The organism is Cupriavidus sp. FW305-26 (genome assembly GCF_058787975.1).
In genome coordinates this window covers 41,122-59,580 of the sequence record NZ_JBYTAH010000034.1, presented here as the reverse complement: position 1 = coordinate 59,580, position 18,459 = coordinate 41,122, and the positions used below count along the sequence as shown (strand labels likewise).

Here is an 18,459-nt window from a genome sequence, read left to right as displayed (position 1 = left end):
TCGCCATGATCCATCGAACCGCGAACAACGATTTTGCGCTGTTACTCTTAAAGACGATTAGCTGCTCGGCATCGCCCAAGACCTGTTTCCCCAGGGAGAGCTAAGGGTCGGCGGACATGTTTCACTCATTCATCCTGATACTCTTCGCCGTAATTTTCCCGGTAGTACTCGCGTGCCACGGTCTCGGCATCGATGTAATCGTGCGGGTCGATATTGAAATGATCAACCGGATCAACTTGGTCCATCGAAGAGTACTCATGCCCGAATCCAGCGGCCATCAGTTCGTCCAAGCCGCGTATATCTAAGCCACAGCACTTGCAGCCGAACTGAAATGGGGCCACTCGAACTTCCTGGACCAACTCCTCCCCTCTCAAAAAGGGCGAGCTTCTGCCGACCGGGGCTGCAAATAGTTGTCCATTTTGCGCACAAGCCGGGCACTTCAAATACATAATGTGGTGACCGCTGACGAGGACTGCCGACAACGCTACCGTTTTCGAAGCGTCCCGCTTCGCCTTTTGCTCGCTGTTTGGCAGGGAGAAGAACCGCTCCTTGCAAACACGAATGAGGTCATGGACTCTTCGCGATCGATCCTTTGTGATTGCTTGGGCGGTTCTTCTAGCGACTTCGGCGTCCTCTGGACCCAGCAAGGTGTCCAAGTCTTGAGCCGCGAAATCCGCTACCTTGACAATGAACGAGTACACGTGCGGCATGAGAGTGCGCGCCGCCAATTGTGCGATCTCCGCTTTGTCACCGTGAAGCTCGCCGTTACGTGTATTGACGAGCGTTTGGACGTTGGCCACCTCCGCGTCAGTCAACTCTGGTACTAGTCGCTGAAGCCTTTTTATAATCTCTTGCAGGTCCGCTGATTTTGGTGGGGATCTCGGAACCTGTCCACAGGCAAAGAGAAGACTCTCAAGATCAGAGGCAGCATTGAGCGCAGGGCTAATGTGACATACCGCCCCACGAGCTATGAGCTCGAGGGTGAAACAAAGGTATAGGATGAAGTCCTCACTGTCTCGCCCACGACTACTGCCTCGTTGCCAGTACAATTGGGCCTTCGAAAAATAGTTTTCAGTTGTCCAGGTCATTGCTCCCCCAAACTGCAAAACGATATAGCCCTATACCAGGCGTGCCGCGTAACGCATCTCTTCCATGCATCGCGCTCCAATTATCCAGAATTGCCACCCGATGCTCGGTCCAATCTATGCGACACGTAGCTCTCATCGAAGTCATGATGTAGTCGGTGACAGCGTGAGCCTCGACGTTCTGCGCAGCCATAACCGCCGCGTTGTATCGAAATATCTTCCTATCGTCTTGATGCGTTATCAATCGACAGTAGCGTGATGTCCGACCGCGCAACAGGTACAAACATCTCTGCAGATACTCAATCCCGAATTCGCGTACAAGTTCACCGGTGTCGTATATCAATGTTTCGGCCGCTCGCGGACGCGGTGCGGCGAATACGAGGTATCGAGGTGGGACATCAATGATCGCGAAGTCTGTGTGGGGCGGGAACATATCTAGCCCATGTCGAGACGAAAGAGTGTCAGGCCGAGCCGACTCTTGCGACCGAGGAAAGAGCCGCTGACATATCAACTTTTCCGGTGCGAGCAGTTTCAATACCTGTCCAACGCTGTATGCCTGGCCTCCTTGATCTCTTCGGATCAACCACCATTTCGGTGTTTTTCTGCGGTCCCAATCGAGCATGGCTTTCCTGCGTGGTCACCTGTAGCAGATATTACCAGTTGCCACACACTGCCGGTCTGGCACTGACCAATCAAGCTGTCCTGCGATGCACGGGGCCGTGCCACGGGCAAGAAGGGTACCCGTAACGGTCGTCGGGAACAGGCAGCAGCGACGTCGCAAAATGGCCGAGTGCAGCCATTTCACCCTTTTTTAGTCGTAGCCAAAAGAAATAGGAGCCTCAGCTCCCATTTCTCTTTTTTCACAACAGGACGACGACAACGCCTCAATCCCAGCTCAACGCCCCACCCGTCTGATACTCAATAACCCGAGTCTCAAAGAAGTTCCGCTCCTTCTTCAGATCGATCATCTCCGACATCCACGGGAACGGATTCTCCTCATTCGCGAACAACTGATCCAACCCAATCTGCTGGCACCGACGATTGCAAATGAAGCGGAGGTAACCCTTAAACATCGGCGCATTCAACCCCAGCACCCCACGCGGCATCGTATCCTCAGCGTAGCGATACTCCAGATCCACCGCCTTCTTGAACAGCTCAGTAATCTCAGCCTTGAACTCCGCCGTCCACAGATGCGGGTTCTCCAGCTTGATCTGGTTGATCAGGTCAATCCCAAAATTGCAATGCAGCGACTCATCGCGCAGGATGTACTGATACTGCTCGGCAGCCCCAGTCATCTTGTTCTGCCGCCCCATCGCCAGGATCTGCGTGAAGCCCACATAGAAGAACAGCCCTTCCATGATGCAGGCGAACACGATCAGCGACTTCAGCAGCTTCTGGTCGTTCTCCGGCGTGCCGGTCTTGAACGACGGGTCGGTCAGCGTGTCGATGAACGGGATCAGGAACTCGTCCTTGTCGCGGATCGACTGCACTTCGTGGTACGCGTTGAAGATCTCGGCTTCGTTCAGGCCCAGGGACTCCACGATGTACTGGTAGGCGTGGGTGTGGATGGCCTCTTCAAAGGCCTGGCGCAGCAGGTACTGGCGGCATTCCGGCGCGGTGATCTGGCGGTAGGTGCCCAGCACGATGTTGTTGGCGGCCAGCGAGTCGGCGGTGACGAAGAAGCCGAGGTTGCGCTTGATGATGCGGCGCTCGTCTTCGGTCAGGCCGTTGGGGTCTTTCCACAGGGCGATGTCGCGGGACATGTTGATTTCCTGCGGCATCCAGTGGTTGGCGCAGCCGGCCAGGTACTTTTCCCACGCCCACTTGTACTTGAACGGCACCAGCTGGTTGACGTCGGTCGAGCCGTTGATCACGCGCTTGTCGGCAGCGTTGACGCGGCGGTTGCTTTGCGCGGCGGCGGCGTTGGGGTTGTTGCCCAGGATGCCGGCTTGCGTGGCGCTCGGCGGCAGGACGCCTTGCTGGTCAGCGGTGGCAGCCGATGCAGCGGGTTGCAGGGCAGGCTGCGGTGCGGCCTGCGGGGTGGCTTGAACGTCGTCGTCCCAGCTCAGCATGATGTGGTTCTCCGTGATTCGGTTTGGGGGCGGCGGTGGTCAGTGTTTTTTGACTTGTGCAACTTCGTGGTTGCGCCGGCCCTCTCCCCCGGCCCCTCTCCCGCGGGCGGGAGAGGGGAGCAAACCGGGGGGTTAGGTAAGACTTATTGGCAGGCTTCGCACTCTTCGAAGCCGGGGTCGCCCGGGCGCATCGTGCAGACCGCGCCTTCGGCTTCCGGCATGGCCGGGGCCGATGCGGCGGCTGCGTCCAGGGCGGAGCCGCTGTCGCTGCCCGACGACACCGCGTTCAGCGAGCCGCGCGACACGGTGGACTTTTCCACGTGGGTGGCAGCCATCGTGCGCAGGTAGTACGTGGTCTTCAGGCCGCGCACCCATGCCAGCTTGTAGGTGTCATCCAGCTTCTTGCCCGACGCGCCGGCCATGTAGATGTTCAGGGACTGGGCCTGGTCGATCCACTTCTGGCGGCGGCTGGCGGCTTCCACCAGCCAGGTCGGCTCGACTTCGAACGCGGTGGCGTAGATGTCGCGCAGGTCTTGCGGAATGCGGTCGATACGCGACAGCGAGCCGTCGAAGTACTTCAGGTCGGCAACCATCACTTCGTCCCACAGGCCGCGTTCCTTCAGGTCGCGCACCAGGTAGTCATTGACCACGGTGAACTCGCCCGACAGGTTGGACTTGACGTACAGGTTCTGGAACGTCGGCTCGATGCAGGCGGACACGCCGATGATGTTCGAGATCGTGGCGGTCGGCGCGATCGCGATGCAGTTCGAGTTGCGCATGCCGTGCTGCTTGATGCGGGCGCGCAGGCTGTCCCAGTCCATCGTGGCAGACATGTCGACTTCCAGGTAGCCGCCGCGCTCTTCGGCCAGCAGCTTGAGCGAGTCTTGCGGCAGGATGCCGCGGTCCCACAGCGAGCCTTCATAGGTGCTGTAGCGGCCGCGCTCTTCGGCCAGCTCGGTCGAAGCCTGGTAGGCGTAGTAGCACACCGCTTCCATCGAGGTATCGGCAAACTTGACGGCGGCGTCGCTGGAATACGGCGTGCGCAGCACGTGCAGGCAGTCCTGGAAGCCCATGATGCCCATGCCGACCGGACGGTGGCGCAGGTTGGAATTGCGCGCCTTGTCCACGGCGTAGTAGTTGATGTCGATCACGTTGTCGAGCATGCGCATGGCGGTGCGCACGGTCTTCTGCAGCTTGGCGTGATCCAGCGCGTAGGTGCCGTCGGCCTGCTTCGCCATGTGGGCGACCAGGTTGACCGAGCCCAGGTTGCAGACGGCGATCTCGCTCTCGTTGGTGTTGAGCGTGATTTCCGTGCACAGGTTGGAGCTGTGGACAACGCCGACGTGCTGCTGCGGGCTGCGGATGTTGCAGGGATCCTTGAAGGTGATCCACGGGTGGCCGGTCTCGAACAGCATGCCCAGCATCTTGCGCCACAGTTGCAGCGCGGGCAGCTTCTTGAACAGCTTCAGTTCGCCGCTGGCGGCCTTGGCTTCATAGCCCAGGTAGGCCTTCTCGAATTCCTTGCCGACCTTGTCGTGCAGGTCCGGGCAGGTGGCGGGCGAGAACAGGGTCCATTCGCCGCCTTCCATCACGCGCTTCATGAACAGGTCCGGGATCCAGTTGGCCGTGTTCATGTCGTGGGTGCGGCGGCGGTCGTCGCCGGTGTTCTTGCGCAGTTCCAGGAATTCTTCGATGTCCAGGTGCCACGTTTCCAGGTAGGCGCAGACGGCGCCCTTGCGCTTGCCGCCCTGGTTCACGGCCACGGCGGTGTCGTTGACCACCTTCAGGAACGGGACCACGCCTTGCGACTTGCCGTTGGTGCCCTTGATGTGCGAGCCGAGCGCGCGCACGTTGGTCCAGTCATTGCCCAGGCCGCCGGCGAACTTGGACAGCAGCGCGTTTTCCTTCAGCGCTTCGTAGATGCCTTCCAGGTCGTCGGAGACGGTGGTCAGGTAGCACGACGACAGCTGCGAGCGGCGGGTGCCGGAGTTGAACAGGGTCGGCGTGGACGACATGAAGTCGAACGACGACAGCAGCTGGTAGAACTCGATGGCGCGCGCTTCACGGTCCTTCTCGTTCAGCGCCAGGCCCATGGCCACGCGCATGAAGAAGGCCTGCGGCATTTCGATGCGGGTTTCATCGATATGCAGGAAGTAGCGGTCGTACAGGGTCTGCAGGCCCAGGTAGTTGAACTGGAAGTCGCGGCCGGCGTCCAGCGCGGCGCCCAGGCGGGCCAGGTCGTAGGTGGCCAGTTGCTCGTCCAGCAGCTCGGCTTCGATGCCGCGGGCGATAAACTTGGGGAAGTACTCGGCGTAGCGGCTGGACATCTCGGCCTGGGTCACTTCGGTGCCCAGGATTTCCTTGCGGATGGTGTGCAGCAGGATACGGGCGGTGACCTGGCTGTAGTCCGGGTCCTTTTCGATCAGGGTACGCGCGGCCAGGATGGCGGAGTCGTACACCTGCGTCATCGGCACGCCGTCGTACAGGTTCTTCAGGGTTTCCTTCAGGATCGGCTCGGCGCTCACTGCGTTGCCAAGGCCGCTGCAGGCGTTGTCGATCAGGTCATGCAGCGCGGCGATGTCCAGCACGTGCGTGACGCCGCCATCGGTCACGTTGACCGAGATGCCGCCCTCCTGCACGCGGGCCACGGCCTGGGCGTTGGCCTGGGCGCGCTCGTCCTTGCGCTTCTCGCGGTACAGCACGTAGGCGCGGGCCACTTCATGCTCGCCCGAGCGCATCAGCGCCAGTTCCACGTGGTCCTGCACGTCTTCGATATGGATGGCGCCGCCGTTGGGGCGGCTGCGCACCAGTGCGCGCACGACGTTGTCAGTCAGTTGCTCGACGATCTCGCGCACACGCGCGGACGCGGCGCCCTGCCCGCCGTTCACGGCGAGGAAGGCCTTGGTCATGGCAACGGCGATCTTGGACGGCTCGAAAGCCACCACGGCGCCGTTGCGTCGAATGATCTTGTGATCCGGGTAGTTCGTATTGGCGGCGTTGGCGGGGGTCTGCTGCGCGGTCGGTGCAATACCGGCGGCGGCGCCACCCGTGGTGATTTCGTTCTGGGCCGTTTGCATGAGAACTCCTGTTTTTACCCTGGAAATAAGAGACAAAAGAGTCCCTGGCGAAATGCGGCGAAAAGAACGTCCCTCCCGGCGTGAGGTCGGGGGCGGACAGACTGCCTTTACGTGAACATTTCGCCAGGGACTCTTGTGATTCGCTGGCCTTAGCGGGCGGTTTCGAGACGATGCACGAACTTCGTGATCCCTGACTCGCCCTTGGGGCCGGCTCCCCGGTTTGACTACTAGATATAGTGTGTGATGCGTGAAACTGGGCTAAGTATAGTGAAACGAATCCGAATGACCAGTCTTGACAAGCGCTTTTTCGGGGGCGGTGGCGCCGATGCGGCAACGCCACATGCCCGCAAGCCTAGTACTCGCAAGGGTTTTCGTCAGACCGTTCGCAACTGCACATTTCACAAAAATTTTTTTGATTGTTGCGACGTTGCGATAGCCCCACCCGGAGGTGGGGCATGTGCGCCGGAACGGGGCGCACGGGGATGGGGAATGAGGTTAAGGATTCGTCACCCGGCCAGCCGCGCCAGGGCACTGGTAGGGCAACATGCCGGGCGCCAGGCCTGCCTGCGTGGCGAAGCGCGCCCAGTCGAAATGCGGGCCGGGATCGGTCTTACGCCCCGGGGCAATGTCGCTGTGGCCGGCAATCGCGCGCACCGGGTAGGCGGCCAGCAGCGCGGGCACCAGCGCGGCCACGGTGTCGTACTGGGCCAGGGTGAACGGCAGGTCGTCGCAGCCCTCGATCTCGATGCCGATGGAGAAATCGTTGCAGCGGGCGCGGCCGAAGAAGTCGGACTGTCCGGCGTGCCAGGCCCGCTGCGTGCACGGGACAAACTGCACCAGCTCCCCCTCGCGCGTGACCAGGAAGTGCGCGGACACCTGCACCTGGTGGATGGTGGCAAAGTACGGGTGCTTGTTGGGATCGAGCCGGTTCTGGAAGAAGGCCTCGATGTCGCCGCTGCCGAACTGGCCGGGCGGCAGGCTGATGTTGTGCAGCACCACCAGGTCCACCGGCATGCCGGCCGGGCGCTCGTCAAAGTTTGGTGACGGCACGCGGCGCGCGGCGGGGACCCAGCCGTCGGCCTCTGGCAGATAGCGGTGCTCGGGCTTGCTCATGACGTGCCCTCGCCTTCCACGGTGCTGCGTTCGGCGGCGTCCATGGCCTCGCGGATGCCCAGTTGCTGGATACGGTAGCGCAGCTGGCGCAGGTTCAGGCCCAGCAGCGGCGCGGCCGCGGTGCGGTTGAAGTTGGTCTGCGCCAGCGCCTGCAGGATCAGCTCGCGCTCCACGGCTTCCAGCCTGGCTTGCAGGTCGATCGGGAAGACGATGCCGCGGCAGGCGCGTTCGGCGGGATCGCCGGCGGGCTCGGGTTCGGGCGCGCTGGCCGGGGCCGGCACCACGGGCGGCGGCTCTGCCGGGGCCGGCGCGGGCGCGGCGGCCGGCGGCACCGGCGCCCACATGCCTGCGGCGCCCCAGGGGGCGGAATAGTTGGTGGGCGCCATCGCCGGCGCGGGGGCATGCATCAGCCCGGCGCGCTCGGCGCCGGCGTCCAGCGGGCCCAGGTCGGCCAGCTCGATCTCTTCGCTCTCGGCAAAGGCGTAGGCGCGCTCCAGCAGGTTCTCCAGCTCGCGCACGTTGCCGGGGAACGGATAGGCCACCAGCCGTTGCAGCGCCGCCGGCGACAGCCGCTTGGGGCGCGGGTCGCCGTAGCGCACCGCCAGGTGGTCCAGGATGGCGCGCGCCAGCACCGGGATGTCTTCACCGCGCTCGCGCAGCGTGGGCATGCGCAGCGCCAGCACGTTCAGGCGGTAGTACAAGTCCTGCCGGAACTGCCCGGCCGACACCATCGCCGCCAGGTCCTTGTGGCTGGCGCACATCACGCGCACGTCGACGGCGTCTTCGCGGCTGGCGCCGATCTTGCGCACCCGGCGCTCCTGCAGCGCGCGCAGCAGCTTGACCTGCATCGGCAGCGGCAGGTCGGCCACCTCGTCGAGCAGCAGCGTGCCGCCGTTGGCGGCCTGGAAGAAGCCGCCGCGCTCCCCGTCGGCACCGGTGAAGGCGCCTTTGACATGGCCGAAGAACTCGGACTCCATCAGGTTCTCGGGGATGGCGCCGCAGTTGACGGCGATAAACGGATGCGCGGCCCGGCCGCTGGTCGCGTGGATGGCGCGCGCGGCGCGCTCCTTGCCGCTGCCGGATTCGCCGCTGATCACCACCGGCGCCATGCTGCGCGCCAGCCGCGACAGCGAACGGCGCACCTCCAGCATGGCGGCGGAATGGCCGGGCAGCAGGGCGGCGGCGCGGTCGGCGGCCTGCTCGGCCGCGGCGGCTTCGGCATCGGTGCTGTCGCGTTGCTGGCGGCCCAGCGCGTTCAGCACCAGGCTGCGCAGCTGCTCCAGCGATACCGGCTTGGCGATGTAGTCGAAGGCGCCGGCCTTGAGTGCTTCCACGGCGTTGTCGGCGCTGCCGTAGGCGGTGATGACCGCCACCGGGATGCGTTCCGGCGCGGCCGACAGCTGGCGCACGATCTCGATGCCCAGGCCGTCGCCCAGGCGCATGTCGGTCAGCACCAGGCTGTAGCGGCGCTGCGCCAGCTTCTCGCGCGCCTCGGCGAGCGAGCCGGCCAGCACCACGTCATGGCCCATGCGGCGGATCGAGATGTCCAGCAGCTCGCGCAGGTCGGCCTCGTCGTCGATGACCAGGATGGGATCGGGCGCTCGGGACATTCGGGGTGGCATGGGGTGGTGGCTGGGTTGGGACAGGTCAGGCGGCGGCCGCATCGGCACTCTCGATGCGCAGCGTCAGCACGAAAGCCTTGGCCGGCAGTGTATCGCGCGCGGCGGCGGCCAGCATGCCAGTGCGCTCCAACAGCGCCGGCAAGGCGATGGCGCCGTAGCGCACCTGGGCGTCATTGGCGCCGCACAGCTCGCGCGCCATGAACAGGCCCAGCCCGGTGCCCTGGGCGTTGCTGGTGAAGAACGGTTCGAACAGGCTGCGCTGGTGCTCGCGCGCGACTTCGGCGCCGTCGTTCCAGACGATCAGCTCGGCATGGTGCTGGTCCAGCGCATGCGCCAGCAGCCGGATCGATCCCGGCAGCCGGCTGCAGTAGCGCCAGGCGTTGTCCAGCAGGTTGCCCAGCACCTGCTGCAGCTGCGAGGCGTCGAACACCACCGGCTGGGCCACGTCCACGGTCAGCCGGATGGCATTGGCGTTGATGTCGGCCCGGCCCGCCGGGCGGGTCTCGCCGGCGCGCGGGCGGCGCGAGCGCATTTCGGCGCGCCAGCGCTCGACGATCTCGGGCAGCGCCTGCGCCAGGTGCACGGTGCTGCGGCCGGTGCGCGGGCGGCGCGACATCTGCAGCACGTCTGACACCACCTGGTCCAGCCGGCGCACGTTGTCGTTGATGATGCGCAGCAGGCGGGCGTCGATATCGACATCGGCGCCGCCATGTTCTTGCGCGGCAGGGTCGCGCCGGCCGGAGTCTCCCAGCAGCTCGCTGGCCTGGCTGATTGCCGCCAGCGGGTTGCGGATCTGGTGCGCGATGCTGGCCACCAGCCGGCCCATGGCGGCCAGCTTTTCCTGCTGCACCTGCTCGGCGATGCGTTCCCAGCTTTCGATATGGACCAGCACGGTGTCGCGCATCTCGTTGCGCAACAGGGCCTCATCCTCCTGCGACCAGGCCATGGCCTCGTTCTGGGCGATGGCCAGGCGCAGGCGGCCGGCGGCTTCGGGCGACAGTTCGCTCCAGGCGGCGGTATCCAGCGTGGCCGGCACGGTGCGGCCATGCGCCATGGTCGAGCGCAATCCTGCCAGCCCCGGCAGCACAAAGCGCAGCCGCAGCCGGGTGTGCTGCATGGTGCCGTCGGCCAGCGCGGTGCCGGACGCCATCGGCAGCAGCTGCAGGATGCGCGGCACGTCGTCCTTGCTGTGCAGCCAGTCGCGCAGCATCTCCATCAGCGGCTGCAGGCGCGGGATGCGGCGCAGGTCGAACAGCACTGCTTCTCCGCCCTGACCTGCCGCACCACCCAGCCGGCGCGAGTAGATGCGCTCATGCGGCTGCACGCCCAGCAGCACCACCGCCGCGGGGTTGGCGGCCACCACCGCGCCGTTGGCGCGCACCAGCATCACGCCGTCCTGCATGTCGTTGACCATGAGCCGGTTGACCAGCTGCTGCAGGCGCAGCTCCTGCTCGCGCGCCAGCGCCAGGCGCTCCTGCGCGATCTGGCGGTTGGCCAGCATATACATCAGCAGCGCCGCGATCATGAACACCAGGCCGAACAGGCCCGAGCCCAGCAGGCCGGCATCGGCCTGGCGCAGCAGGATGGTGTGCATGAAGGGCCCGCTCATCACCACCAGCGCGGAGATCGACGCGGCAAACAGCGCGAACAGCAGGCTGGTCAGTGCGCCGGCTTCCAGCGCGGGCAGCAGGAAGATCATGGCCAGGCCCTCGGCCTGACCGCCCCGCCCCAGCACGCTGAAGACCAGCGCCAGCAGGGCCAGGTCGGCCAGCACCTGCACCCGCACGCGCAGATGGAAGTGCCGGCGCCACAGCGTGCCGGCCAGCATCGCCACGGCAATGCCAAGATAGGGCACGGCGATGGTCATGGCCGCCGCGTGCTCGATGCCGCCCAGGCCCCCGAGGTCGAACGGCACGGGCGGGATCGCATTCGTGATGGCGGTGACGGAGGCCGGCTCGCCGCGCCGCATCAGCGCAAAGCCGACCAGCAGCAGGCCCACGGCCACGCGGGTCCAGCAGAAATAGCGCAGCAGGCGCCAGTGAAAGTCAGGCGGTTCGGGCTGGCGCCACAGCTGGGCCAGGCCGCGCCAGGCGTTCAGCCGCTGCCAGCCCGACGACGCCGGCTCTGTCATGGGCGGGGGCCGCTGCTGCTGTCGCTGCCCTCGGCCCGGCTTTCGTCAGGCAGGTGGCTGCGGCGGCAGTAGTGCAGGCCGCGCCAGGCAATGGCCTCGCCCTGCGGCAGGTGCACGCCGCACTGGGCGCACTGGACCATGGGTTCGGCGGTGGCGTCGGCCGGGCCGGCGGCGGCAGTGCGCTCGCTGGCCTCGCGGGCCTGGCGTGCGCGGTGTTCAGCCAGCCGCGCCTCGGCGCGGGCGCGCAGCCACCAGATGACGCCCAGCACCACGGCCAGCAGGATCAGGATACGTGCCATGGGGAATCAGAGACGATGCAGGACGACTTCAATCACGAAACGGCTGCCGACATAGGCCAGCAGCAGGATGCCGAACGAGGCGATGACCCAGCGCAGCGCCACCTTGCCGCGCCAGCCGCGGAAGATGCGCCCGGCCAGGATGCCGCCGAACATGGCCCACGAGATCAGCGCGAACACCGTCTTGTGGTCCAGCCGGAAGGCGCGGCCGAACAGCTCTTCAGAGAACAGCAGGCCCGAGGCAATGGTCAGCGTCAGCAGCACAAAGCCGGCCCCGATCAGCCGGAACAGCAGCTTCTCCAGCGTCAGCAGCGGCGGCAGCAGATCAAGCCAGCGGCCCAGCCATTCGCTGGGTTGCTGCTCCGGCGGCCGCGCCGGCGCGTGCCGGAAGCCATGCAGGCGCCGTTCGGCCAGCAGCATCAGGAAGGCGTGGAACGCCGCCAGCGTGAACAGCCCGTAGGCCACGTTGGCGATGATGAAATGCAGCTTGAACAGCGGCCGCGCCGCGTAGCCCAGGATCTGCGAGCCGGGGAAGGCCAGCGGCATCAGGCTGGCCACCAGCGCCACCGGGATCACGATCAGGCCCAGCCCCGCCAGCGAGAAGAAGAAGCTTTCGATCCAGTAGATGCCCACGCCCAGCCACAGCATGGCCGACAGTGCGAAGGCAAAGCCGAACATCATGCGCTCGGCCGGAAAGATGGTTTCATGCAGCAGCATGCCGTGGCTGGCCAGCGCCGCCAGCATCAGCACGTGCCACCAGGCCGGGCGCCCTTCGCCGTGCGCGCCGCCCGCCGGGGGGATGGGGCCGCCGCCGGCCACCAGCACGGCCGAGGTCGCCCCCCCTGCCGGGCCGGCAGCGGTGGCAAGGCGTGGGTGGCGCGTGGCCCAGCCGTGAAAGGCCAGGCCGCAATAGAGAAGTGCCGTCAGGGCATACAGTACAATCACCATTTACGCAGTTTACCTTAGTGCCCACGGACGGTGGCGGCCCGCTTGAACCGGTGTAACCGGTGTTCCAGGCCCGCCCCGTGTGCAAGACTGCCTCCGATTTCAGCCCCGAGCCCTGCTCCGACTTCTCCCCCGATTCCTGCCATGCTGGACAATCTCACTCAACGCCTGGCGCGTGTGGTCAAGACCATGCGCGGCGAGGCGCGCCTGACCGAGGCCAACACCGCCGAGATGCTGCGCGAAGTGCGCCTTGCCATGCTCGAAGCCGACGTGGCGCTGCCGGTCGTGCGCGAATTCGTTGCCCGCGTGAAGGAAAAGGCCATGGGCGAGGAGGTTGTCAGCAGCCTCACCCCGGGCCAGGCCCTGGTCGGCGTGGTCCAGCGCGAGCTGACCGCCGTGATCGGCGGCGCCGACGCGGCCAGCGGCAACAACAAGGAAGCCGAGCTGAACCTGGCCGTGCAGCCGCCCGCCATCATCCTGATGGCGGGCCTGCAGGGCGCCGGCAAGACCACCACCGTGGGCAAGCTGGCCAAGTGGCTCAAGGAAAACAAAAAGAAGAAGGTGCTGACGGTCTCGTGCGACGTCTACCGCCCCGCCGCTATCGCCCAGCTCAAGACGGTTTCCGAGCAGGTCGGCGCTGACTTCTTCCCGTCGCAGCCGGACCAGAAGCCGGCGGACATCGCCCGCGCGGCGGTGGACTGGGCACGCAAGCACTACCACGACGTGCTGATCGTCGACACGGCCGGCCGGCTCGGTATCGACGAGCTGATGATGCAGGAAATCGCCGCCCTGCACGCCGAGCTGAAGCCCGCCGAAACCCTGTTCGTGGTCGACGCCATGCTGGGCCAGGACGCGGTCAACACCGCCAAGGCCTTCAACGATACCCTGCCGCTGACCGGCGTGGTGCTGACCAAGCTGGACGGCGATGCGCGCGGCGGCGCGGCGCTGTCGGTGCGCCATATCACCGGCCGCCCGATCAAGTTTGTCGGCGTCGGCGAAAAGCTGGACGGCCTGGAGCCCTTCTACCCCGACCGCATGGCCCAGCGCATCCTGGGCATGGGCGACATCCTCGCGCTGGTCGAGGAAGCCCAGCGCGGCGTGGACATGGAAGCGGCCGAAAAGCTGGCCAAGAAGATCAAGAAGACCGGTGACTTCGACCTGGAAGACTTCAAGGCCCAGATCGGCCAGATGAAGAAGATGGGCGGCCTGGGCAGCCTGGTCGACAAGCTGCCGGCGCAGTTCGCCCAGCAGGCGCAGGGCGCCAACATGGACCAGGCCGAGAAGCAGGTGGCCCGCATGGAAGGCATCATCAACAGCATGACGCCCACCGAGCGCGCCAAGCCCGAGCTGATCAAGGCCAGCCGCAAGCGCCGCATTGCCGCGGGCGCCGGCGTGCCGGTGCAGGAAGTGAACCGCCTGCTCAACCAGTTCGACCAGATGCAGTCCATGATGAAAAAGCTCAAGGGCGGCGGCATGATGAAGATGATGCGCCAGATGGGCGCGATGAAGGGCGGCATGAAGGGCCTCTTCAACCGCTAGAATCCGTCCGTCGCACCCCGACTTGCCTCCCCCCGCAAAAGAACAGGAAAGACATCATGATGAGTGCCGTACAGGCCCGCGAGCTGTGGGCCAACTCCGAGGAAATCGTCTCCGCCGCGGAAGTCCAGGCGTCGCTGGACCGCATGGCCGCGGAAATCACCGCCAAGATGGGCGATGCCTTCCCGCTGGTGCTGTCGGTGATGGGCGGCGCGGTGGTCTTCACCGGCATGCTGCTGCCCAAGCTGGCCTTCCCGCTGGAGTTCGACTACATCCACCTCTCGCGCTACAACAACAAGACCGTGGGCGGCGAGATGCAGTGGCGCGTGGCCCCGCGCGAGTCGGTCAAGGACCGCGTGGTGCTGGTGCTGGACGACATCCTGGATGAAGGCGAGACCATGGCCGCGATCCGCGAGCGCATCATGGACATGGGCGCCAAGGAATTCCACGCCGCGGTGCTGTGCGAGAAGACGCTGACCAAGATCAAGCCCATGCATCCGGACTTCTGCGGCTTTGCCGTGCCGGACCGCTATGTGTTTGGGTGCGGCATGGATGCCAAGGGCTACTGGCGCAACCTGGACTCGATCCGCGCGCTGGTTTGATCAGTTGAATACAGGCACCCGCCCGGGTGCCTGCCCCGGCGCCATCCTCAGGCGCCCAGGATCGGCCACAGCGAGGCCAGCAGCAGCACGGCCATGCCGATATTGAAGGCGCGCAGCACCCGCGGACGCGCCAGCCAGCGCCGCAGCGCCGAGCCGCACAGTGCCCACATCGCCACGCTGGGCAGGTTCACCACCCCGAAGATCCCCGCCAGCAGCAGCACGTTGAGCCACAGGTTGCCGTGCAGCACATAGGTGCTGCACGCGCCCACCGCCATCACCCACGCCTTGGGATTGACCCACTGGAACGCCGCCGCGGCCCAGAAGCCCATCGGCCGCTTGACCTGCTGGTCCTGCACGCCGCCGGCCGTGGCCAGCTTCCACGCCAGCCATATCAGGTAGACCGTCGCCACCACGCGCAGCACCTGCCAGGTCCACGGGAAGGCGTGGAACATCGATCCCAGCCCCAGCCCGACCAGCCCCACCATCAGCGCAAAGCCAATGCTGACGCCGAGCAGGTGCGGCACCGTGCGCACGAAGCCGAAATTCACGCCCGAGGCGAGCAGCATCGTGTTGTTGGGACCGGGGGTGATCGACGACACCAGCGCAAAGCCGGCAAACGCGGCAAAAACACCGGTTCCGGCGGCGAGTTGGGATACTTCCATGACTGACTCCAGGGGCGTTCAGATACATTCAGGGAAATCAGTCTACGGTCAGTTAGCGGTACAGTACCGGTACAATTTTTTCGATAAATACCGATACGGGCCAGGCCTGCTGGCTGGTTCAGCGCAGCGCGTGCCAAGCGATGGCAAACGCGAGCAGCCACAGCACCGCACCCGTGATCCGCTCCACCCATCGCACCGAGCGCCCGAAGCGCGCCGCCACCGCCGGATGCCCGATGCCATGCGCCACCAGCAGATCCCAGCCCAGCACCACGGCAAACATCCATGCGCCGTAGGCGAGCTGCACCGCAGGCGGAGTGCGGCTGGCGGCAAGCACCGAGAACAGGCTGGCATAGAACAGCCCGTTCTTGGGATTCAGGACGGCGGAAAGGAACCCGCTGGCCAGCTGGGTGAGCCACGGCGCGGGCGCGCCGCCGTCCGCTGCGGGAATGGCCACCGTGCCGCTGGTGCGCAGCAGCCGCCAGCCCAGCCATGCGAGGTAGGCGCAGCCCGCCCACTGCAACGCCGCGAACAGCAGCGGATGGTCGCGCATCGCGGCAAATCCGGCCAGCGCCAGGCCGATGAAGACGCCATTGCCCAGCGCGATACCCAGGCATACGCCGCTCGCGCGCCGCGGCCCGTGCACCAGCGCGCTGCGCACCACCAGGAAGAAATCCGGCCCCGGGCTGAGCAGCGCCAGCGCGTGCGCGCCGGCCACCATGGCGAACTGCTGCCAGGGCAGCGTCCGCGCGCCGAGATCGAAAGCCATGTCCATGCCGACCCTCCGTGAAGAGCCGGCAGTGTCGTGTACCGGGATGTCGGCGGTCTTGAAGAAAGTTGCTGTGGCGGCAGGCCGTATCAGGCAGCGCGCTGATAGCCGCGCGGCGTCATGGCGACGCGCTGCTTGAAAGCGCGCTGGAAGTGGCTCTGGTCGGCAAAGCCCAGCGCCAGCGCCACCTCGGCCAGCGCCGCGCCCTGCCGCAGCAGGCGGCGCCCGTGCTGGATGCGAAGGTCGAGCTGGTAGGCGTGCGGCGTCATGCCGGTCTCGGCGCGGAAGGCACGGATCAGGTGGTAGCGGCTCAGGCCGCAGGCGCGCGCCAGTTCGGCCAGCGGCAGCCGTTCGGCATGGCGCGCGTGCAGCAGCTCGCACAGCTGCGCCACCCGAGCGGATATGGCAACGGGCGCCGGCATGGTCCGCGTGGCTGCGCCGGTATCGATGGCGGCATGCAGGTCGCCGATGAAGGCGACCAGCGCGGCCTCTTTCTCGACGCTGTCCGCGGCCGAGAACAGCGCGCGGTTCAGCCCGCAGACCAGCCCGTAGACCGGCAGCGACTTCGTCACGCACGCCGGCAGCGCGGACCGTGCCGCACCGTCCTCATCCAGCACGGAGGCGACCCACGCCGGATCGAAATGCAGCATCTGGTAGCTCCAGCGCCCGTCGGGCACCGGATTGCAGGCATGCGACTGGCCCGCCGGGATCACCACCACCGCGCCGGGCCCGATCAGCGCCGCATCGGCGCCGCAGGCAAAGCGGCTGGTGCCGCTGTCAACGGCGCCGACTGACAGGGTGGGATGGATATGCGGCAGGTAGCTGGCGCTGCTGTGGCTGGCGCGCCGGCTTTCGGCAAACGGCAGCGCGGGATCAGCCCACCAGCGGGTGGCGCCAGGCGCGGCCGTGGGGCGGCTCATGCCTCGCTGCGGTACGGCCGTTCGCGCAGCCATTTGGTGGCGATCCACTTCTCGCCGGATGCCACCGGCAGGCCCGCGTGCAGGGTGCGTTCGTCCAGCGTGCCGTCGGGCAGCAGGTAGCTGAAGTACACCGCATTGCCCTTGACCGGCGCCACCTCCAGCCCCACGCGCGGGAACGCGGTGGCGCCGCCCGCCTCGGGCGTGTTCAGGTAGATCACCAGGGTGGCGATGCGCTGCCCGCCGACGGACAGCTGGCGCGCCTCGCCGGGGCGCTGCGGATTGAAGTAGTCGAAGTGCGGCTGGTACTCGCCGCCGGGCTTGTAGTTGAGGATCTGCAGGCCTTCGCCGTGCTCGGCGGGCACGCCGGTGACGGCGGCGATGCGGGCCTCGATGCGCGTGATCAGGGGGTGCTCGGCCACCTGGAACATCGCGCCCATGCTGGTGCGGGCATCGATCAGGTTCTCGTCGCCGGTGTCCGGGTTGACCACCGGCGAGCGCGCCAGGCGGCCGCGCGACAGCGCCACCAGGGCATCGCACTCGTCGTCGGTCAGCAGCTGCTGGAACAGTTGGACCTGTGGCGACGCCAGCCGGAACAGGATCGGGACCTGGCGGTCCCCGCCATCGGCCGCGTAGACCGCGGGCGTGCCGGCTGCAGCTGCGGAGCGCGCCGGCGCAGGCCGGGCCGGCGCGGCACCATAGGCATCTTGTGCAAATGCCGCGGCCACGGCCTGGCGCGCAAAGGCGTCGTCATAGCCCGAGCGCAGCATCGACAACACCAGCGCATCTGCGGCAAAGCCCTGGGCGATATGCCGGGCCAGCCATTGTTCAAGTTCGGGCGAGGATTCGGTGTAGCCGGTCTTGCCGCCGGCAACGGATGCTTCGCGGATCATGACGGATTGGCGGCGACGCGCTGCGACGAGAACGGGTTGCGGGCAGGCGGCTCGGACACCGGTGCGCGCGGGCGCGACGGCGCGATCTCGGGCTCGCCGGCCACGGTGACCGTGGCTTCGGAATACTGCCAGCGCTTCCACGCCGCCAGCACCGCGTTCGGATATTCGGGGCGGCCGCGGCTGCCGTTGTAGCGGCCCAGCGCCAGGTACAGGTCGCCCTGCTCGCGGTCCAGGTAGTAGCGCAGGATGGTGCAGCCGTAACGCAGGTTGCTCTGCAGGTGAAACAGCTTGCGCGGGTCGCTGTCGCCGATGGCGCGCACCCAGAACGGCATCACCTGCATCAGCCCGCGCGCACCGGCCGAGCTGATCGCGTACTTGCGGAAGTTGCTCTCGACCTGGACCAGGCCCAGCACCAGCGCGGGCTCCAGCCCGGCGCGCTTGGCCTCGTAGTAGGCCACCTCGATCAGTTCCACGCGCACCTGCGGCTCGGGGATGCGCGAGGCCAGGCGGGCGGACATCTCGCCCAGCCATTTCAGGTAGGCCAGGCGCTCGCCGCCGGACGCGAATACCGGCCGCGTGGGCCGGTCATCGGCAATGGCGGCGGCCAGCGCGCCGCGCACGGAATCGGCGAGGTCTTCTTCCTTCTGCGCGCCGGCGTGGGCTGCCATGGCCGCGACGGCCAGCAGCAGCCCGCCCGCGCAGCGGCGGGCGGCACCGGACATGCCGCGGGCGGCGCGCATGG

General features: G+C 66.3%; 15 protein-coding genes. 2 read left to right on the top strand and 13 right to left on the bottom strand.

The features are described from left to right. Positions 1–125: 125 nt before the first annotated feature. From AC3WQZ_RS19055 to AC3WQZ_RS19020, 8 genes are all read right to left on the bottom strand, one after another. Positions 126–800, bottom strand: coding sequence for a hypothetical protein (locus tag AC3WQZ_RS19055; protein WP_492301050.1), 675 nt, complete (start codon positions 798–800; stop codon positions 126–128). 1,169 nt (positions 801–1,969) lie between these two features. Further along, the gene (locus AC3WQZ_RS19050) at positions 1,970–3,157 is read right to left on the bottom strand and encodes a ribonucleotide-diphosphate reductase subunit beta (protein WP_116313103.1); all 1,188 of its coding nucleotides are present in this window, start codon (positions 3,155–3,157) and stop codon (positions 1,970–1,972) included. 143 nt (positions 3,158–3,300) lie between these two features. After that, entirely contained in the window at positions 3,301–6,234 is a 2,934-nt protein-coding gene (locus AC3WQZ_RS19045) for a ribonucleoside-diphosphate reductase subunit alpha (protein WP_492301048.1), read from the bottom strand. Positions 6,235–6,729: 495 nt separating this feature from the next. Continuing rightward, positions 6,730–7,347: a 1,6-anhydro-N-acetylmuramyl-L-alanine amidase AmpD gene (gene ampD, locus AC3WQZ_RS19040; protein ID WP_492301046.1), complete on the bottom strand. Its 618-nt coding sequence runs from the start codon at positions 7,345–7,347 to the stop codon at positions 6,730–6,732. After that, positions 7,344–8,969 (bottom strand): sigma-54-dependent transcriptional regulator, encoded by a 1,626-nt coding sequence (locus AC3WQZ_RS19035; protein WP_193385846.1) that lies wholly within the window; start codon positions 8,967–8,969, stop codon positions 7,344–7,346. Before AC3WQZ_RS19035 ends, ampD begins: the two co-directional genes overlap by 4 nt. A gap of 25 nt (positions 8,970–8,994) precedes the next feature. Further along, on the bottom strand, positions 8,995–11,100 hold the full coding sequence (locus tag AC3WQZ_RS19030) for a sensor histidine kinase (protein WP_492301044.1): 2,106 nt from the start codon (positions 11,098–11,100) through the stop codon (positions 8,995–8,997). Further along, on the bottom strand, positions 11,097–11,399 hold the full coding sequence (locus AC3WQZ_RS19025; RefSeq protein WP_010814735.1) for a PP0621 family protein: 303 nt from the start codon (positions 11,397–11,399) through the stop codon (positions 11,097–11,099). The genes AC3WQZ_RS19030 and AC3WQZ_RS19025 overlap by 4 nt, the downstream gene beginning before the upstream one ends. A 6-nt stretch (positions 11,400–11,405) precedes the next feature. After that, positions 11,406–12,344 carry a cytochrome C assembly family protein gene (locus AC3WQZ_RS19020; protein ID WP_492301043.1) on the bottom strand — a complete coding sequence of 313 codons (939 nt, stop codon included), beginning with the start codon at positions 12,342–12,344 and terminating at the stop codon, positions 11,406–11,408. A gap of 141 nt (positions 12,345–12,485) precedes the next feature. On the opposite strand from AC3WQZ_RS19020, the gene ffh reads away from it, so the two are divergent. Beyond that, positions 12,486–13,880, top strand: coding sequence for a signal recognition particle protein (ffh, locus tag AC3WQZ_RS19015; protein ID WP_010814737.1), 1,395 nt, complete (start codon positions 12,486–12,488; stop codon positions 13,878–13,880). 56 nt (positions 13,881–13,936) lie between these two features. Further along, entirely contained in the window at positions 13,937–14,479 is a 543-nt protein-coding gene (locus AC3WQZ_RS19010; protein WP_011616075.1) for a hypoxanthine-guanine phosphoribosyltransferase, read from the top strand. 47 nt (positions 14,480–14,526) lie between these two features. Here the strand turns inward: AC3WQZ_RS19010 and AC3WQZ_RS19005 are convergent, their stop codons facing one another. The 5 genes from AC3WQZ_RS19005 to AC3WQZ_RS18985 all read right to left on the bottom strand — a co-directional run bounded on the left by AC3WQZ_RS19005 (position 14,527) and on the right by AC3WQZ_RS18985 (position 18,457). Further along, positions 14,527–15,141 carry a LysE family translocator gene (locus AC3WQZ_RS19005; RefSeq protein ID WP_010814739.1) on the bottom strand — a complete coding sequence of 205 codons (615 nt, stop codon included), beginning with the start codon at positions 15,139–15,141 and terminating at the stop codon, positions 14,527–14,529. A 118-nt stretch (positions 15,142–15,259) separates the two neighbouring features. Further along, positions 15,260–15,913 carry a LysE family translocator gene (locus tag AC3WQZ_RS19000; protein WP_439671007.1) on the bottom strand — a complete coding sequence of 218 codons (654 nt, stop codon included), beginning with the start codon at positions 15,911–15,913 and terminating at the stop codon, positions 15,260–15,262. Positions 15,914–15,996: 83 nt separating this feature from the next. Then, entirely contained in the window at positions 15,997–16,827 is an 831-nt protein-coding gene (locus AC3WQZ_RS18995) for an AraC family transcriptional regulator (protein ID WP_439671008.1), read from the bottom strand. After that, positions 16,824–17,717, bottom strand: coding sequence for a 2OG-Fe(II) oxygenase (locus tag AC3WQZ_RS18990; protein WP_492301041.1), 894 nt, complete (start codon positions 17,715–17,717; stop codon positions 16,824–16,826). The genes AC3WQZ_RS18995 and AC3WQZ_RS18990 overlap by 4 nt, the downstream gene beginning before the upstream one ends. Continuing rightward, a complete protein-coding gene (locus tag AC3WQZ_RS18985) occupies positions 17,714–18,457 on the bottom strand; it encodes a lytic transglycosylase domain-containing protein (protein ID WP_492301039.1) in 744 nt (247 codons plus the stop codon). The genes AC3WQZ_RS18990 and AC3WQZ_RS18985 overlap by 4 nt, the downstream gene beginning before the upstream one ends. Positions 18,458–18,459: the final 2 nt, after the last annotated feature.

Excerpts from the sequence above, each read along its gene's own strand:
- AC3WQZ_RS19050 (WP_116313103.1), bottom strand. The coding sequence starts at position 3,157 with ATGCTGAGCTGGGACGACGACGTTCAAGCCACCCCGCAGGCCGCACCG.
- AC3WQZ_RS19045 (WP_492301048.1), bottom strand. The coding sequence starts at position 6,234 with ATGCAAACGGCCCAGAACGAAATCACCACGGGTGGCGCCGCCGCCGGT.
- ampD (WP_492301046.1), bottom strand. The coding sequence starts at position 7,347 with ATGAGCAAGCCCGAGCACCGCTATCTGCCAGAGGCCGACGGCTGGGTC.
- AC3WQZ_RS19035 (WP_193385846.1), bottom strand. The coding sequence starts at position 8,969 with ATGCCACCCCGAATGTCCCGAGCGCCCGATCCCATCCTGGTCATCGAC.
- AC3WQZ_RS19030 (WP_492301044.1), bottom strand. The coding sequence starts at position 11,100 with ATGACAGAGCCGGCGTCGTCGGGCTGGCAGCGGCTGAACGCCTGGCGC.
- AC3WQZ_RS19025 (WP_010814735.1), bottom strand. The coding sequence starts at position 11,399 with ATGGCACGTATCCTGATCCTGCTGGCCGTGGTGCTGGGCGTCATCTGG.
- AC3WQZ_RS19020 (WP_492301043.1), bottom strand. The coding sequence starts at position 12,344 with ATGGTGATTGTACTGTATGCCCTGACGGCACTTCTCTATTGCGGCCTG.
- ffh (WP_010814737.1), top strand. The coding sequence starts at position 12,486 with ATGCTGGACAATCTCACTCAACGCCTGGCGCGTGTGGTCAAGACCATG.
- AC3WQZ_RS19010 (WP_011616075.1), top strand. The coding sequence starts at position 13,937 with ATGATGAGTGCCGTACAGGCCCGCGAGCTGTGGGCCAACTCCGAGGAA.
- AC3WQZ_RS19005 (WP_010814739.1), bottom strand. The coding sequence starts at position 15,141 with ATGGAAGTATCCCAACTCGCCGCCGGAACCGGTGTTTTTGCCGCGTTT.
- AC3WQZ_RS19000 (WP_439671007.1), bottom strand. The coding sequence starts at position 15,913 with ATGGACATGGCTTTCGATCTCGGCGCGCGGACGCTGCCCTGGCAGCAG.
- AC3WQZ_RS18995 (WP_439671008.1), bottom strand. The coding sequence starts at position 16,827 with ATGAGCCGCCCCACGGCCGCGCCTGGCGCCACCCGCTGGTGGGCTGAT.
- AC3WQZ_RS18990 (WP_492301041.1), bottom strand. The coding sequence starts at position 17,717 with ATGATCCGCGAAGCATCCGTTGCCGGCGGCAAGACCGGCTACACCGAA.
- AC3WQZ_RS18985 (WP_492301039.1), bottom strand. The coding sequence starts at position 18,457 with ATGCGCGCCGCCCGCGGCATGTCCGGTGCCGCCCGCCGCTGCGCGGGC.